The 13560-nt window shown below is 71.2% G+C and carries 17 protein-coding genes; 9 read left to right on the top strand and 8 right to left on the bottom strand.

The genetic code is table 11. The features are described from left to right. Window positions 1-22 precede the first annotated feature (22 nt). From gabT to AC1DIW_RS00740, 5 genes are all read right to left on the bottom strand, one after another. Window positions 23-1360, bottom strand: a complete 1338-nt coding sequence (gabT, locus tag AC1DIW_RS00760; protein WP_478106130.1) for a 4-aminobutyrate--2-oxoglutarate transaminase — start codon at window positions 1358-1360, stop codon at window positions 23-25. A gap of 161 nt (window positions 1361-1521) precedes the next feature. Next, window positions 1522-2103, bottom strand: coding sequence for a dihydrofolate reductase family protein (locus AC1DIW_RS00755; RefSeq protein ID WP_478106129.1), 582 nt, complete (start codon window positions 2101-2103; stop codon window positions 1522-1524). Between the two features lie 66 nt (window positions 2104-2169). Then, on the bottom strand, window positions 2170-2610 hold the full coding sequence (locus tag AC1DIW_RS00750) for a VOC family protein (RefSeq protein ID WP_478106128.1): 441 nt from the start codon (window positions 2608-2610) through the stop codon (window positions 2170-2172). A 5-nt stretch (window positions 2611-2615) separates the two neighbouring features. Further along, entirely contained in the window at window positions 2616-3143 is a 528-nt protein-coding gene (locus AC1DIW_RS00745) for an SRPBCC family protein (protein ID WP_478106127.1), read from the bottom strand. Beyond that, the gene (locus AC1DIW_RS00740) at window positions 3140-3544 is read right to left on the bottom strand and encodes an ArsR/SmtB family transcription factor (RefSeq protein ID WP_478106126.1); all 405 of its coding nucleotides are present in this window, start codon (window positions 3542-3544) and stop codon (window positions 3140-3142) included. Before AC1DIW_RS00740 ends, AC1DIW_RS00745 begins: the two co-directional genes overlap by 4 nt. Window positions 3545-3752: 208 nt before the next feature. Between AC1DIW_RS00740 and AC1DIW_RS00735 the strand changes: the two genes are divergently transcribed. Genes AC1DIW_RS00735 through AC1DIW_RS00720 form a run of 4 tightly spaced genes read left to right on the top strand, consistent with a single transcriptional unit; the run spans window position 3753 to window position 6837 of the window. Beyond that, window positions 3753-4148 carry a TOBE domain-containing protein gene (locus AC1DIW_RS00735; RefSeq protein ID WP_478106125.1) on the top strand — a complete coding sequence of 132 codons (396 nt, stop codon included), beginning with the start codon at window positions 3753-3755 and terminating at the stop codon, window positions 4146-4148. A gap of 47 nt (window positions 4149-4195) precedes the next feature. Beyond that, on the top strand, window positions 4196-4936 hold the full coding sequence (modA, locus tag AC1DIW_RS00730; RefSeq protein ID WP_442280226.1) for a molybdate ABC transporter substrate-binding protein: 741 nt from the start codon (window positions 4196-4198) through the stop codon (window positions 4934-4936). Window positions 4937-4972: 36 nt separating this feature from the next. Continuing rightward, window positions 4973-5758, top strand: coding sequence for an ABC transporter permease (locus AC1DIW_RS00725; RefSeq protein ID WP_442280225.1), 786 nt, complete (start codon window positions 4973-4975; stop codon window positions 5756-5758). Continuing rightward, window positions 5755-6837, top strand: coding sequence for an ABC transporter ATP-binding protein (locus tag AC1DIW_RS00720; protein ID WP_478106124.1), 1083 nt, complete (start codon window positions 5755-5757; stop codon window positions 6835-6837). The genes AC1DIW_RS00725 and AC1DIW_RS00720 overlap by 4 nt, the downstream gene beginning before the upstream one ends. Window positions 6838-6869: 32 nt before the next feature. On the opposite strand, the gene AC1DIW_RS00715 is transcribed toward AC1DIW_RS00720, so the two are convergent. Further along, the gene (locus AC1DIW_RS00715; RefSeq protein WP_478106123.1) at window positions 6870-8147 is read right to left on the bottom strand and encodes an MFS transporter; all 1278 of its coding nucleotides are present in this window, start codon (window positions 8145-8147) and stop codon (window positions 6870-6872) included. Between the two features lie 167 nt (window positions 8148-8314). On the opposite strand from AC1DIW_RS00715, the gene AC1DIW_RS00710 reads away from it, so the two are divergent. From AC1DIW_RS00710 to arfB, 3 genes are all read left to right on the top strand, one after another. Continuing rightward, window positions 8315-9460: an acyl-CoA dehydrogenase family protein gene (locus tag AC1DIW_RS00710; RefSeq protein WP_442280222.1), complete on the top strand. Its 1146-nt coding sequence runs from the start codon at window positions 8315-8317 to the stop codon at window positions 9458-9460. 23 nt (window positions 9461-9483) lie between these two features. Further along, window positions 9484-10260: an SDR family NAD(P)-dependent oxidoreductase gene (locus tag AC1DIW_RS00705; RefSeq protein WP_478106122.1), complete on the top strand. Its 777-nt coding sequence runs from the start codon at window positions 9484-9486 to the stop codon at window positions 10258-10260. Between the two features lie 81 nt (window positions 10261-10341). Next, a complete protein-coding gene (gene arfB, locus AC1DIW_RS00700; RefSeq protein ID WP_442280220.1) occupies window positions 10342-10797 on the top strand; it encodes an alternative ribosome rescue aminoacyl-tRNA hydrolase ArfB in 456 nt (151 codons plus the stop codon). A gap of 220 nt (window positions 10798-11017) precedes the next feature. On the opposite strand, the gene AC1DIW_RS00695 is transcribed toward arfB, so the two are convergent. Continuing rightward, entirely contained in the window at window positions 11018-11344 is a 327-nt protein-coding gene (locus AC1DIW_RS00695; protein ID WP_478106121.1) for a DUF952 domain-containing protein, read from the bottom strand. Window positions 11345-11493: 149 nt separating this feature from the next. Between AC1DIW_RS00695 and AC1DIW_RS00690 the strand changes: the two genes are divergently transcribed. Then, window positions 11494-12369: an alpha/beta fold hydrolase gene (locus AC1DIW_RS00690; RefSeq protein ID WP_478106120.1), complete on the top strand. Its 876-nt coding sequence runs from the start codon at window positions 11494-11496 to the stop codon at window positions 12367-12369. Between the two features lie 133 nt (window positions 12370-12502). On the opposite strand, the gene AC1DIW_RS00685 is transcribed toward AC1DIW_RS00690, so the two are convergent. Beyond that, window positions 12503-13177, bottom strand: coding sequence for a Crp/Fnr family transcriptional regulator (locus tag AC1DIW_RS00685; protein WP_478106119.1), 675 nt, complete (start codon window positions 13175-13177; stop codon window positions 12503-12505). Window positions 13178-13363: 186 nt separating this feature from the next. Between AC1DIW_RS00685 and AC1DIW_RS00680 the strand changes: the two genes are divergently transcribed. Next, window positions 13364-13558 carry a hypothetical protein gene (locus AC1DIW_RS00680; RefSeq protein ID WP_442280216.1) on the top strand — a complete coding sequence of 65 codons (195 nt, stop codon included), beginning with the start codon at window positions 13364-13366 and terminating at the stop codon, window positions 13556-13558. Window positions 13559-13560 lie beyond the last annotated feature (2 nt).

The raw sequence follows: 13560 nt of genomic DNA, 5'->3' as shown, positions 1-13560 counted from the left end.
ACGTCCTCGGGTCGGTGAGGTCTCAGACGGAGGCGGCGAACGCCTTCTCGAAGATGTCGAGACCCTCGCTGAGCAGCTCGTCGCTCGCGGCGAGCGGCGGCAGGAAGCGGAAGACGTTGCCGTACGTGCCGCACGTCAGGGTGACGAGACCATCGGCGTGGCAGGCCTTGTTGACCGCGCCGGTCAGGGCGGCATTGGGCGTCAGGTCGCCGGGACCGTTGACGAGCTCGACGGCGAGCATGGCGCCGCGGCCGCGGATGTCGCCGATCTGCGGGTACTTCTCCGCGAGCGCCTTGAGGCGCGGGACGAAGAGGGCCTCGACCTGCTTGGCGCGGCCACAGAGGTCCTCCTCCTTCATCGTCTCGATGGCCCCGAGCGCTGAGGCGCAGGCGACGGGGTTGCCGCCGTAGGTGCCGCCGAGGCCGCCGCCGTGGATCGAGTCCATGACGTCGGCGCGACCGGTGACGCCGGCGAGCGGCAGTCCGCCGGCCATGCCCTTGGCCGTGGTGATGAGGTCGGGCACGACACCCTCGTGCTCGCTCGCGAACCAGTCACCCGTGCGGCAGAAGCCGGTCTGGACCTCGTCGGCGATGAAGAGGATGCCGTTGTCGGTGCACCAGTCGGCGACCTGCTTGACGAATCCCGGTGCGGGAACGATGAATCCGCCCTCGCCCTGGATCGGCTCGAGGATGACGGCGGCGAGGTTGTCCTCCCCCACCTGCGCATGCACCTGGCTGACGAACGTGTCGAACGACTCCTTGGCGCAGTCGGCGGGGCCGCCCGGCCAGCGGAACGGGTAGCTCATCGGCGCGCGGTAGACCTCGCCGGCGAACGGGCCGAACCTGTGCTTGTACGGCATGTTCTTCGCCGTCAGCGCCATCGTCAGGTTGGTCCGCCCGTGATAGGCGTGGTCGAAGGCGACGACGGCGTTGCGCCCGGTGAAGTGGCGGGCGACCTTGACGGCGTTCTCGACGGCCTCGGCGCCGGAGTTGAAGAGCGCGGTGCGCTTCTCGTGGTCGCCGGGCGTCAGGTCGTTGAGGGCCTCGGCGACCTCGAGGTACTCCTCGTAGGGCGTCACCATGAAACAGGTGTGGGTGAAGTCGGCGACCTGCGCGGTGACCCGGTCGACGACGCGCGGGGCGGCGTTGCCGACGGTCGTCACGGCGATGCCGGAGCCGAAGTCGATGAGCTGGTTGCCGTCGACGTCGACGAGGATGCCGCCACCGGCGCGCTCGACGTACACGGGCAGGCCGGTGGAGACCCCGGCGGACACGGCCGCCGTCTTCCGGGCCTGGAGCGCGGCCGACTTCGGGCCGGGGATCGCGGTCTGCAGCAGCCGCTGCTGGGGGACGTTGCTCATGGGGGCCAGTATGCCGTTCGCCCGCCTCCCGGCGGAACCCGGTCCCAGGGTCCACGGGATGCGCATTCCGCACGTGATCCGTGGCTTCGGTCGCGAACTCTGCAGCAGAATGCACAGTTCGCGACCGAACACGTCGTCTGGACGGACCAGCAGTCGCCCCCTCACCCGTCCGGGCGGACGACCCGGTAGCGCAGGTGGACGGTCTCGGGCGTGCCGACGGCTTCGAGCAGCTCGAGCGGCACGTGGCCGGCGTCGAGCCCAGCGAACATCGGGGTGCCGCTGCCGAAGAGCACCGGCGCGACGTGCAGGGAGAGCTCGTCGACGAGTCCGGCCGCGAGGCACCGGCGGCCCAGGTCCGCGCCTCCCATGACGGTCACGGTGCGGCCATCAGCGGCGGCACGGGCCTGGTCGATCGCGGACTCGATCCCGTCGGTGACGAAGGTGTAGACGCCGCCCTCGGGGACGGTGCCGGCCTCAGGCACCTCGTGCGTGACGACGAAGACCGGGCGACGCGCCGGACCGGAGGGGCCGTCGGCGCGCCAGTCCGGGATCGAGTGGTCGTAGGTGGTTCGGCCGGCGACCACGGCGCCGAGGTCGGCCACGGCGCGCTCGAGGTACTCGTGGTCGACGAGCCAGCCGTGCAGTTGCACGCCGCCCGGTCCGAGCGGCTGCTCGGCCGTCTGGGGCGCTGCCGTGACGAACCCGTCGAGGGACAGGCTGATGTCGAAGACGACCCTGCCCATGGTTCCTCCTTGGTGATGGGTCGTTCGGCCGGCGGCACACCCTGTCGGCGCCGCCGGCCGGGTGGGTCAGGGCTCGAGGTCCTCGCCGAACCGGCCGCGGGCCGCGTGCGGGATGAGCGGCTTGTCGGCGCGAGACCTGAGCTGCTGGACCGCCCACGAGTTGCCGTCCGGGTCGGAGAAGCCGAAGAACGTGCCGCCGTCGCGGGGGTCGATGACCTGGATCTCGGAGCACACGACCCCCTTGCCGACGAGCTCGTCCCGGGCCGCCGCCGCATCGGCGACGACGAGCTGGATGCCGTGCAGCGACCCTGGCGCCATCGCCCTCTGCGACGGCAGGTCCCCGACGACGATCGAGCAGCCGGACCCGCGCGGCGTGAGCTGCGCGACGTGCATGTGCTCGTTCTGCGTTTCGTGGTCGAGGTCGAAGCCGACCTGGTCCCGGTAGAACGCGATGGCGGCGCCCAGGTCGCTGACCGGGACGATGACCACCTCCAGGGTCCAGTCCATGGCGCTCATCCCTGCGCCGGGGCGGGCGCGGACGTGGGCGCGGACGCGGGCGTGGTCGTCGGCTGAGCGACGAGCTCGTCGAGGCGCTCGTAGCCCTCGGCCATCCCCTTCTCCATGCCGCTCTCGACCATCATGTCGCGGCCTTCGACGGTGCGGCCGATGCTGCGGCCCTCGAGACGGCAGCGACCGTCTCCGAGGTCGACGAAGCGCATGAACTCGATGGCAACCTCGTCGGGTGCGCCCTCGAATTCGAAGGTCTGGATCGCGAGGTCGTTGTCGCGGATCGTGTGGAACGTGCCGTGGAAGCCGAACTCCATGCCCTCGGGGTTGCGGTGCACGTAGCGGTAGCCGCCGCCCGCGGTGAAGTCCCAGCGCTCGATGTCCATCTCGTAGCCGCGCGGGCCGAGCCACTGGCGGACGAGCTCGGGATCGCGATGGGCATTGAAGACGGCCTCGACCGGGGCGTCGAACTCGCGCGTGAAGTCGATCCACGGCACGCCGGTGGGGATGTCGAGGTTCAGTGAGTTGGTCATGACTGTTGCTCCTTTGCGGTGTTGTTCGGTGTGGTCGCTGCCGTCGACGTGGCGGCAGTCGAGGTGGGGGCCGAACGTTCGAGGACGGCGTCGAGGGACCGGAATCGCTGCTCGGCGAGCAGTCGGTAGCGGTCGATCCAGGCCGTCATGGCCTCGAGCCGTGCGGCCTCCAGGTGGACGGGGCGGCGCTGCGCGTCGCGGGTCCGGCTCACGAGCCCGGCCAGCTCGAGCACCTGGATGTGCTTGCTGACGGCCTGCTTGCTGATCTCGAACGGTTCGGCGAGCTCGTTGACGGTCGCGGCGCCCCGGCTGAGGCGGGCGATGATGGCGCGCCGGACCGGGTCGGCCAGGGCCGCGAAAGCGCGGTCGAGGTCCACATCCGAGACGGGCGAGAGAATCATGGTCAACCAACTCCTTGATCAACTGATAAGTTGATTACACGCCTTCCCTTCGCCTCTCGTCAACCCCTCCCCCCAATCGAAAGAGCGATCCGTCCGGACGGATCGCTCTTTCGATTGGGGCGGGGCCCTCCTTCGGTGCGGACGGATTGCTCTTTCGATTGAGGTCTAGGTGCTGCGATGCCGCAGATGCGGACGTAGGATGCCGTTCATGCCGCAGTTGCGCATCACCGAAGCAGCCGCTCTCCTCGGGGTCTCCGACGACACCGTCCGCCGGATGGTCGACTCCGGTCGCCTCGAGGGATCCATCGACGATGCCGGTCGGCGCACCGTCGACGGCGCGCAGCTCGCCGCCGTGGCCCAGGAGCTCGCGCATCCGGCTGTAGTCGGCGCCATCGGGGGCGCGTCCGCGCGCAACCGGATGCGCGGGATCGTCACCGCCATCACGCGGGACACCGTGATGGCCAAGGTCGAGATGCAGTGCGGCCCCTTCCGCATCGTCTCGCTGCTCTCGAGCGAGTCCGTCGACGACCTCGCCCTCGAAGTCGGCTCGGTCGCCGTCGCCAGCGTCAAGTCCACCCACGTCGTCGTCGAGGTGCCCGCATGAGCCCCGGTCACTCTCGACGGCTTCTCCCGGCCGCAACGACGGCTGCGGTGGGAGGAGTCCTGGCAGCGACGCTGGCAGCGTGCGGGACCTCCGCGACCCCGGCCGCCGGCGCTGGGTCGACGTCGCTCCACGGCACGGTCACCGTGCTCGCGGCGGCGTCACTCACCGAGTCGTTCGACCAGCTGACGAAGGACTTCGAGGCCGCCAACCCGGGCGTCACGGTCGCCACGTCCTACGGCTCGAGCGCCACCCTCGTGCAGCAGGTCGACAACGGAGCGCCGGCTTCGGTCATCGCGCTCGCCGGCACGGCCGCCGCAGCACCGCTCGACAAGAGCATGGTCAAGGACACCAGGACCTTCGCGACCAACACCCTCGAGATCGCCGTGCCACCAAGCAATCCCGCCAACATCACCTCGATCGACGACCTCGCCAAACCGACCGCCAAGGTCGTCCTCTGCGCCGACACCGTGCCGTGCGGCAAGGCCGCGCAGGCGACCTTCACCAAGGCTCACCTCGTGCCCCACGTCGTGAGCAAGGAGGTCGACGTCAAGGCGACACTGGCCAAGGTCAAGCTCGGCGAGGCCGATGCTGCCGTCGTCTACCACTCCGACGTCGTCGCGGCGAAGGGCTCCGTCAAGGGCATAGAGATCCCGCCCAACCTCAACACGAGTCTCACCTACCCGGTCATCACGCTGTCCGACGACCCGGCGGCGCGGGCCTTCGTCGCCTACCTGCTGAGTGCCAAGGGGCTCGCCACCGTGCAGTCGTTCGGCTTCGGCGCGCCCTGATCCCGTGCCCTTCGGCCAGCGGCAGGATGACGTGACATGAGGTATGCCGCCCGCTGGCGATCCCGTGTCGCCCTCGGCATCCCTGCGGCGCTCGCCCTCCTGCTGCTCGTCATCCCGCTCGTCGCGCTGCTGGTCCGTGCCGACTGGGCTCGCATCCCGTCCGACCTCGCGACGCCGACCGTCCTTCCGGCACTGCGGCTCTCGCTGACGACGACCTCGGTGACGGCAGTGTTGTGCCTGGTGCTCGGGACTCCCCTGGCCTGGTTCCTCGCCCGGTCCGAGCACCGGGCGACGAGCTGGGTGCGCGCCCTGCTCACGGTTCCGCTCGTCCTGCCACCGGTCGTCGGCGGCGTGGCCCTCCTTATGGCGTGGGGACGCAACGGGGTGGTCGGCCAGCACCTGACCCCCTTCGGCATCCAGATCCCGTTCACGACCGTGGCCGTCGTGCTTGCCGAGACCTTCGTCGCGATGCCCTACTACGTGCTGGCCGTCGAGGGCGCGATGCGGGGCCTCGACCCCAGGCTCGAGTCGGTGGCCCGGACACTGGGGGCGAGCGACCTGCGCTACCTCCGCACGATCGGAATCCCGCTCGTGCTGCCGGGCATCGCGAGCGGTCTCGCTCTGGCGTGGGCCCGGGCCCTCGGCGAGTTCGGTGCGACGATCACCTTCGCCGGCAACTTCCAGGGGCGGACGCAGACCTTGCCCCTCCTCGTCTACGTCGAGCTGGAGCGCGACCCGCAGGTGGCCATCTCGATCAGCATCATGCTCCTGGGCGTCAGCGTGCTGGTGCTCGGCGTGCTCCGCGGGAGGTGGCTGCGATGAGGCCAGTCGCCGACGGCGGCCATGGCGTCGCGGGTCTCGACGCCCGGGTCCGCCTGTCGCGCGGGGCGATCGAGGTGGACGTCTCCCTCAACGCCGCGGCAGGCCAGGTCATCGGCGTCCTCGGACCCAACGGCGGCGGCAAGACGACGACCGTGCTCGCCCTGGCCGGGGTGCTCCCCCTCGCCCAGGGTCATGTGCGAGTTGGTGGCGAGACGTGGGACGACGGGCGGCGCCGGCTCGCACCGGAGCAGCGCCGGGTCGGCCTCATGCTGGCCGACAGTCTCCTCTTCCCGCACCTGCGCGCGGTCGACAACGTCGCCTACGGGCCGCGCAGCCGCGGCACCGACCGTCATCGTTCCCGCGAGCGCGCCTGTCTCGAGCTCGAGCGGGTCGGTCTCGGTGACCGTGCAGCGTCGAGGCCGCACGAGCTCTCGTCGGGCCAGCGGGCCCGGGTGGCGCTGGCCCGAGCCCTCGCCACCGATCCGGCCCTGCTCCTCCTCGACGAGCCGCTCGCCGCGCTCGACCCGGACACCCGCGCACGCACCCGCAGCGACCTCGCAGCCCGCCTGACGGCATACGACGGCGTGACGGTGCTCGTCACGCACGACCCGCTCGACGCGTTGACCCTCGCCGACCACCTCGTCTTCATCGAGGACGGCCGCGTCACTCAGACGGGGACGCCCGCCGAGGTGCTCAGCGAGCCGCGGAGCGCCTACGTCGGCACCGTCGTCGGTCTCAACCTGTATGCCGCACAAGGCGATTCACATGGTCACGTGCACACCGCCACTGGCGGGCTCATCGTCACGACAAGCCCGACCGAGGGGGCCGTGTGGGCCACGATCCCGCCGAGCGCCGTGTCGCTGCACCTGCACGCACCGGAGGGTTCGCCACGCAACGCCTGGAGGCTGCGCATCGCCTCCGTGACGATGCAGGGCCAGTCGGCGCGCGTGGGACTCGTCGGGGACGTGCCGCTCACCGCCGAGGTGACGCTCGAGTCGGTCACCGCGCTCGGGCTGCAGGTGGGGCAGGACGTCTGGGCTGCGGTCAAGGCGACCGAGGTCCGCACCTACCCCCGCTGAGGACGCCACCACACCCGAGCAGGTCGAGACGCTCACTCGACGGGAACGGACGCGCTGACCGGGGAGGTGGCGCCGGTGGCGCGACGAACCCGGAAGAAGGCAAGGACCGTCGGTGCCTGCACGACCGCAGCGACGACCAGAGCGACGGGGATCGACGTCCGTGTCGCGAGCGCGCCGAGCGGCGGTCCGCCGGCAACCTGGCCGATGGCGTTGGCCTGGCTGTTCATCGACAGCACCGTGGCGCGCGTGGAGCCGTCGAGGTTGCGGTTGAGCCACGTCGACTCGATGGGACCACTGAACGCCATCGCGGCGCCGCGCAGCCACACGCAGGCGAGCGCGAGCCACAGGTTCCCGAGCAGGGCGACGCCGACGACCCCGACGACCTGGACCAGCGCCGACAGGGCCACGGGCAGACCGGGGTTCGTGTCGACCACCCGCCGTGGCAGCCACCGTCCGCTCACCAGCGACGCGGCGAGTGAGACGACGGTGCCGATCAGCGCGAAGACGGTGAAGGCGATCGCCTCGTCACCGCCGAAGAGAGCCGGCATCGCGAACGTGTCGAGCACCCGGACGCGCCAGAGTCGGTCGAAGACCTCGCTCGCGAGCCCGACGAGCAGGCTGACGAGGAGGAAGACCCGCACGACCTGCCGCCCCCGCGCGATGCGGAGCCCCGCGACGAGCTGGTCCTTGAGGTGTCCGAAGGTCTCGCGGTCGCCGCGGGGCGTCGGGTGGAAGTGCCGCTCGGGCATGACCGCCCAGAGTCCGACGGCGAGCAGCATCATCGTCGCTCCCGCGGCAATGACCGGAGCCCTGAGGCCCACCAGGCCGAGCGCGCCCGCTGCCAGGGTGCCGACGATGCTGAACGTCAGGTCCACCTGCGTCTCGCGGGTGAAGACCCGGGCGACGTTCTCCTCACCCACCTCGTCGGTGATCCACGCCTGGAGGGCCCCGGACGTGAAGGTGTAACCGATCCCCCAGACGACGTTGCCGACGACCGCCGCCCCGAACGTGGCGACGATGCCCTCGACCGCGAAACCGGCGCCGATGAGGAAGAAGCCGATGATCACGGACACCCGTCGGCTGTGCAGGTCGGCCACGAGACCGGTCGGCACCTCGAAGAGGAAGCACGTCGCCTCGAGCACCGTGCCGACGAGCACCATCTGGAACGGGTCGAGCCCGACGACGCGGTACTGGAAGACGAGGTTGAGCGTGAAGCACAGGGCGAAGGCGAAGGCCGCGACGGCCGTGAGCACGTAGAAGGTGGACGTCGCGTCCGCCTCGCGCAGCGGCCGCCGCAGGAGCGTGAGCACGCACCGACGGTAGGGGCGCAGAACGCTCCCCGTCGCCTGGTTTACGGTTCGCCCGCGAGGCCGTGCGCCGTCCGCGGCCCGTCTCGGCGTCGCCCCCGGACGTCCACGGCCCGACCCAGGGCGTCTCACACTTTGGACACAATGCTCGGACGTCCTACTATCTAGCCATGCCAGCGACGAGGCTGATGCCCACCGACGAAGCCACCGACCTGATCGAGCTGACCCGCGAGATCTGCCGCAAGGACCTTGCGCCGCGGGTCGACGACGCCGAGCGGGCCCGCACGTTCCCCGAGGAGACCTTCCGGACCCTCGGCCGCGCCGGCCTGCTGTCGCTGCCCTACCCCGAGGAGTTCGGCGGGGCCGACCAGCCCTACGAGGTCTACCTCCAGGTCGTCGAGGAGATCGCGTCCGTGTGGATGAGCGTCGCTGTCGGGGTCAGCGTGCACAGCCTCACGGCATACCCCGTGGCGACGTTCGGCACCCGCGACCAGCAGGAGGCCCTGCTCCCGGCGATGCTCTCGGGCGAGCAGCTCGGCGCCTACTGCCTGTCCGAGCCGCTCGCCGGCTCCGACATCGCCTCGATGACGACGCGGGCCACGCGCACCGACGCCGGGTGGTCGCTCAAGGGCACCAAGGCCTGGATCTCGCACGCCGGCCACGCCGACTACTACACGACCTTCGCGCGCACGTCTGACGCCGGCGGCAAGGGCCTGTCGACGTTCATCGTGCCGGGTGACGCCCCGGGCCTGACCTTCGCCGAGCCCGAGAAGAAGATGGGGCTGCACTGCGACCCCGTCGCGCAGGTCATGTTCGATGCCGTGCCCGTCGACGGCACCCGGCTCGTCGGGCAGGAGGGTCAGGGCATGCACATGGCCCTGTCGGCCCTCGACGCTGGGCGCCTCGGAATCGCCGCTGCCGCAACGGGACTCGCGCAGGCGGCCCTTGACGCCGCTGCGGATTACGCGAGTGAGCGCCAGCAGTTCGGTCGGCGGATCGGCGACTTCCAGGGCCTTGCGTTCCTCCTCGCGGACATGGAGGCCGCGGTCACCGCGGCCCGCGCCACCTACCTTCACGCCGCCCGGCTCAAGGACGCCGGTCGCACCTTCGGCAAGGAGGCCGCGGTCGCCAAGCTCGTCGCGACCGATGCCGCGATGAAGGTCACCACCGACGCCGTGCAGGTGCTCGGGGGCGCCGGCTACACCGAGGACTTCCCGCTCGAGCGCTACATGCGTGAGGCGAAGGTGACCCAGATCTTCGAGGGCACCAACCAGATCCAGCGACTCGTCATCTCGCGCCAGCTCCTCTCTCGCTGACCCCGACGCCCGAAAGGCCTGCCATGCAGTTGAACTCGTCCACCGTCGCCCTCGTCACCGGTGGCGGCTCCGGCCTCGGAGGGGCCACCGCACGCCGCCTCGTCGCCGACGGCGCGACCGTCCTCATCATTGACCTCGAGGGATCCACCGCCCCGGCACTGGTCGGCGAGCTCAACACCCAGCGCGCGGGCTGTGCCGTCTTCGTCGCGGCCGACGTGCGCGACGAGGCGCAGGTGCAGGCAGCGGTCGACCGCGCGACGGAGCTCGGCGAGCTGCGCATCGCCGTCAACTGCGCGGGCGTCGCCACCCCCGGCCGCGTCATCGGCCGTGGTGGCCCGCTCGCGCTCGACACGTTCAAGACGGTCATCGACATCAACCTCGTGGGCTCGTTCAACGTCCTGCGCCTCGCAGCCGCGGCGATGCTCGGCAACGAGCCCGTCGACGGTGACCGCGGTGTCATCGTCAACACGGCCAGCATCGCCGCTTTCGACGGCCAGATCGGCCAGGCCGCCTACGCCGCGAGCAAGGGCGGCATCGTCGGCCTCACGCTGTCGGCAGCGCGCGACCTGGCAGACAAGGCGATCCGCGTCATGACGATCGCCCCCGGCACCTTCGAGACGCCGATGCTCGCCGGCCTCCCGGGCGAGGTCAAGGAGGCGCTCGAGAAGCAGGTGCCGCACCCGTCGCGCCTCGGCCGCCCGGACGAGTACGCCAACCTCGTGCGCCACATCGTCGACAACCCGATGCTCAACGGCGAGGTCATCCGCCTCGACGGCGCCCTGCGTATGCCGCCTCGCTGAGTCGCTGGCCGGGCGGCCCCTTTCGTGGGGGCCCGCCCTGTTGGGGAATGGAACGCCCTTGGACATGGGCACAATGAAGGAGTGAACGAGCCCGGCGGTGACCTCGTGATCGCGGCCGGTCCCGGTCTGCGGCACGGACTCGTCATCCCCGCGACCGAGCTCGTCGAGAGGTTCAGCCGGTCATCCGGCCCCGGCGGTCAGGGCGTCAACACGACCGACAGCCGGGTCGAGCTGGTCTACGACCCGGGGACCTCGACCGCCCTGACGCCGAGCCAGCGCGAGCGCCTCGTCGCCGCCCTGGCCGGACGGCTCGTCGGCGGTCGGGTCACCATCGTCGCCTCCGAGCAGCGGTCGCAGCTGCGCAACCGGGCCGCCGCCAGGGATCGGCTCGTCGACCTCCTGCGTGAGGGACTCGCTCCCCCGCCGCCGGCCCGCCGCGCGACGAAGCCGACTCGGGGCTCGCAGCGGCGCCGGGTCGAGGGCAAGAAGCGCCGCTCTCAGGTCAAGTCGGGTCGGGGCCGCGTCCAGCCCGAGTGACCCTGGCACCCAAATCATGGCCTCTCGACGAGCGGGAGGCGGCACCACGTGGCCTCTCGACAAGCGGGAGGCGGCACCACGTGGCCTCTCGACGGTGGAGAGGCGGCCGTTCGTGGCCTTTCGACGGTGAAAGAAGACGGGGAAGCGCGCGCGGGCGGGACGGGGGGCAGCGGGCCGGGCGGACGGCATTCCGGCGCCGAGCGCCGGCTCCGGCCCTCGGTCAGCGGTGCGGCGGCGCCAGGACCGTCGTGTCGACGACGGCATCCACCTCGACGGGGCCGTAGACGTGTGGGAACGTCTCGCCGGTGGCCGGGTCACCGACCTCGTGCACCACGGGCGAGCCGAGCCGTGACTCGTCGATGTGCAACAGCACGAGCGGCTCGGCGACGTCGGTGTAGAAACGGGACCGGACGACGGGCCACTGCTCCGCCGACGAGGCGTGGATGAAGCCCTCCTCGGCGAGCGTGCGCCCACGGGTCGACTGGGCATAGGTGCCGTCGCGCAGCGCCTGCTGCCAGTGCGCCTGCTCGGCGAGGTGGTAGATCATGGCCGCCGACGCTACCAACCCCGCATCCCCTTCGGTGAGGTGTGCCTCAAAACCCTCGCACCGCCCCCGAGAGGAGGGACGCTGGTGGTGTGGACCGCAGCGGCCCGCTCGTTCGGGCCGCGCACGCATCCTTGGGAGGGCGGGGGAGCATGACCACGACGCAGGAGCCGCGTGACGACGCCGAGCTGCGCTACCCGCCGGGGGTCGTCAACCTGGCCGGCCACGACCTGTCCTACGTCGACACCGGACAGGGGTCAGCCATCCTCTTCATCCACGGACTGCTGGGATCCCACGCGAACTGGACCCACCTCGTCGACCGGCTCGACACCGACCACCGGGTCGTCATCCCGGACCTCTTCGGCCACGGCGCCTCCGCGAAGCCGATCGGTGACTACTCGCTCGGCTCGCACGCCGCGATCCTGCGCGACCTCATCGACCGGCTCGGCATCGACCGCGTCACGCTCGTCGGCCACTCCCTCGGTGGCGGGATCGCCATGCAGTTCTGCTACCTGTTCCCCGAGCGGGTCGAGGCGCTCGTCCTCGTCTCCACCGGTGGCCTCGGGCGCACGGTCAGTCCGCTGCTGCGGTCCGCGACGCTCCCCGGCGCCGAGCTCGTCCTCCCAGTCATCGCGTCGAGCTGGGTCCGCGAGCGCGTCGAGACCGTGGGGCGGGCCGTCCGCGGGCTCGGGTGGCGCCCGAGCGCCGACGCGTCGGCGGCCTGGAAGGGCTTCACCTCCCTCTCGGATGCCGAGAGCCGCCGCGCGTTCCTCGCCACGACCCGCGGCGTCATCGACCCCGGCGGGCAGACCGTCAACGCGCTAGGGCGCCTGACGGCGGGGGAACCCATCCGGACCGTCGTCATCTGGGGCACCCGGGACCGGATGATCCCCGTCGGACACGCGGAGCGGGCGCACGAGGTCTTCCCCGGGGCGGAGGTCGTGCTCTTCGAGGGCGCCGGACACTTCCCGCACCTCGAGCAGCCGGACCGCTTCGCGAGCGTCCTCGAGGGCTTCATCCACGGCTGAGCTGAGGAAGATCACTCGTCCGGACGGATCGCTCTTTCGATTGTGGCGGGGTTCTCCTTCGGTGTGCCCGCTGACAGACCGATGGCTGGAGCCGGCGCTCAGCGCCAGAATGCCGCGTGGCCAGGTCCCACCGCTACCCGCGGTCGCCCGCGCGGCGCAGTGCCACAGGGTCGAGGACGGTGACGCGTCCACGGTCGAGTGCGACCACGCCGCCAGCCTCGAGACGACGCAGGACCCGGTTGGCGGTCGGTCGGGTCACCCCGGCGAGCTCGGCGATCTCGGTCTGGTTCAGCTCCACGGCCACGAGCGAATGCCCTTGCGCGCCAGTGGCATAGACTCCGCACAGCGACACCAGGCTCCGGACGACGCGGAGCTCGGCCGGCGTGTGCAGGGCCTCCATGAGCGCTTCGGTCAGCCGGTTGACCCTGGCCGCGAGCAGACGGACGAGGAGGCGGCTGACCTCCGGGTGGCGGACGCAGAGCCGCTCGAAGTCCGCGAAGCGGAGCGTCAGGGTCACGGTCGGTTCGACGGTCTCGATCGTCGCCGTGCGCCGGCCCCCACGCACGATCATCGCGAGCTCGCCGAAGGCCTGGCCCGGGCCCATGACGGCGTAGGCGAGCCGGTCACCGTGCTCGGACGAGCGTCGGGCCACGACCCGTCCCTCGAGGACGAAGTGCACGGAGTCCGCGGCGTCCCCTTCGTGGAAGACCACCTCACCGGCGACGTAGGAGTGCCGTCGCATCGTCGCCACGACCTCCCGGCGCTCCTCGGGTGCGAGGTCCGAGAGCAGCCCGACGTCGACGTTCACGACACCGGCCGCTCGGTTGACGCGGGCAACCGCACGCGTCGCAGGGTGTGCCCTCGCGCGTGCCCGTGAGCACATCCGGGGTGTCGCCGCGCGCACAGACGCGGGGAGCGCCGCGCGGCATCGTCGTCGGTGAGCACATCCGAAGGGCGAGGGGCAGCGAACCCCTCGACGAGGAAGGGCAGTTCGATGACGACGACGACGCGACGACGGATCCACCCGGACCTCGCGCACCACCACCCGCGAGTGACCCGACGACCAGGGGGTGGCTGGACGTGGGAGTGCGAGTGCGGCGGCGCCTCCGCCCGCTCGGTCGTGGCACGTCTGACCTGGCACCAGGCATACGTCGGCGCCCTCATCCACTCGGCCTCGATCGCACCCTGAGT

This window comes from Terrabacter sp. 01T434 (genome assembly GCF_056398545.1).
This window is presented reverse-complemented; position numbering and strand designations above follow the sequence as displayed.

What these genes read in the sequence shown, in the direction of transcription:
- gabT (WP_478106130.1), bottom strand. Translation starts at nt 1,360, where the DNA reads ATGAGCAACGTCCCCCAGCAGCGGCTGCTGCAGACCGCGATCCCCGGC.
- AC1DIW_RS00755 (WP_478106129.1), bottom strand. Translation starts at nt 2,103, where the DNA reads ATGGGCAGGGTCGTCTTCGACATCAGCCTGTCCCTCGACGGGTTCGTC.
- AC1DIW_RS00750 (WP_478106128.1), bottom strand. Translation starts at nt 2,610, where the DNA reads ATGGACTGGACCCTGGAGGTGGTCATCGTCCCGGTCAGCGACCTGGGC.
- AC1DIW_RS00745 (WP_478106127.1), bottom strand. Translation starts at nt 3,143, where the DNA reads ATGACCAACTCACTGAACCTCGACATCCCCACCGGCGTGCCGTGGATC.
- AC1DIW_RS00740 (WP_478106126.1), bottom strand. Translation starts at nt 3,544, where the DNA reads ATGATTCTCTCGCCCGTCTCGGATGTGGACCTCGACCGCGCTTTCGCG.
- AC1DIW_RS00735 (WP_478106125.1), top strand. Translation starts at nt 3,753, where the DNA reads ATGCCGCAGTTGCGCATCACCGAAGCAGCCGCTCTCCTCGGGGTCTCC.
- AC1DIW_RS00725 (WP_442280225.1), top strand. Translation starts at nt 4,973, where the DNA reads ATGAGGTATGCCGCCCGCTGGCGATCCCGTGTCGCCCTCGGCATCCCT.
- AC1DIW_RS00720 (WP_478106124.1), top strand. Translation starts at nt 5,755, where the DNA reads ATGAGGCCAGTCGCCGACGGCGGCCATGGCGTCGCGGGTCTCGACGCC.
- AC1DIW_RS00710 (WP_442280222.1), top strand. Translation starts at nt 8,315, where the DNA reads ATGCCAGCGACGAGGCTGATGCCCACCGACGAAGCCACCGACCTGATC.
- AC1DIW_RS00705 (WP_478106122.1), top strand. Translation starts at nt 9,484, where the DNA reads ATGCAGTTGAACTCGTCCACCGTCGCCCTCGTCACCGGTGGCGGCTCC.
- AC1DIW_RS00695 (WP_478106121.1), bottom strand. Translation starts at nt 11,344, where the DNA reads ATGATCTACCACCTCGCCGAGCAGGCGCACTGGCAGCAGGCGCTGCGC.
- AC1DIW_RS00690 (WP_478106120.1), top strand. Translation starts at nt 11,494, where the DNA reads ATGACCACGACGCAGGAGCCGCGTGACGACGCCGAGCTGCGCTACCCG.
- AC1DIW_RS00680 (WP_442280216.1), top strand. Translation starts at nt 13,364, where the DNA reads ATGACGACGACGACGCGACGACGGATCCACCCGGACCTCGCGCACCAC.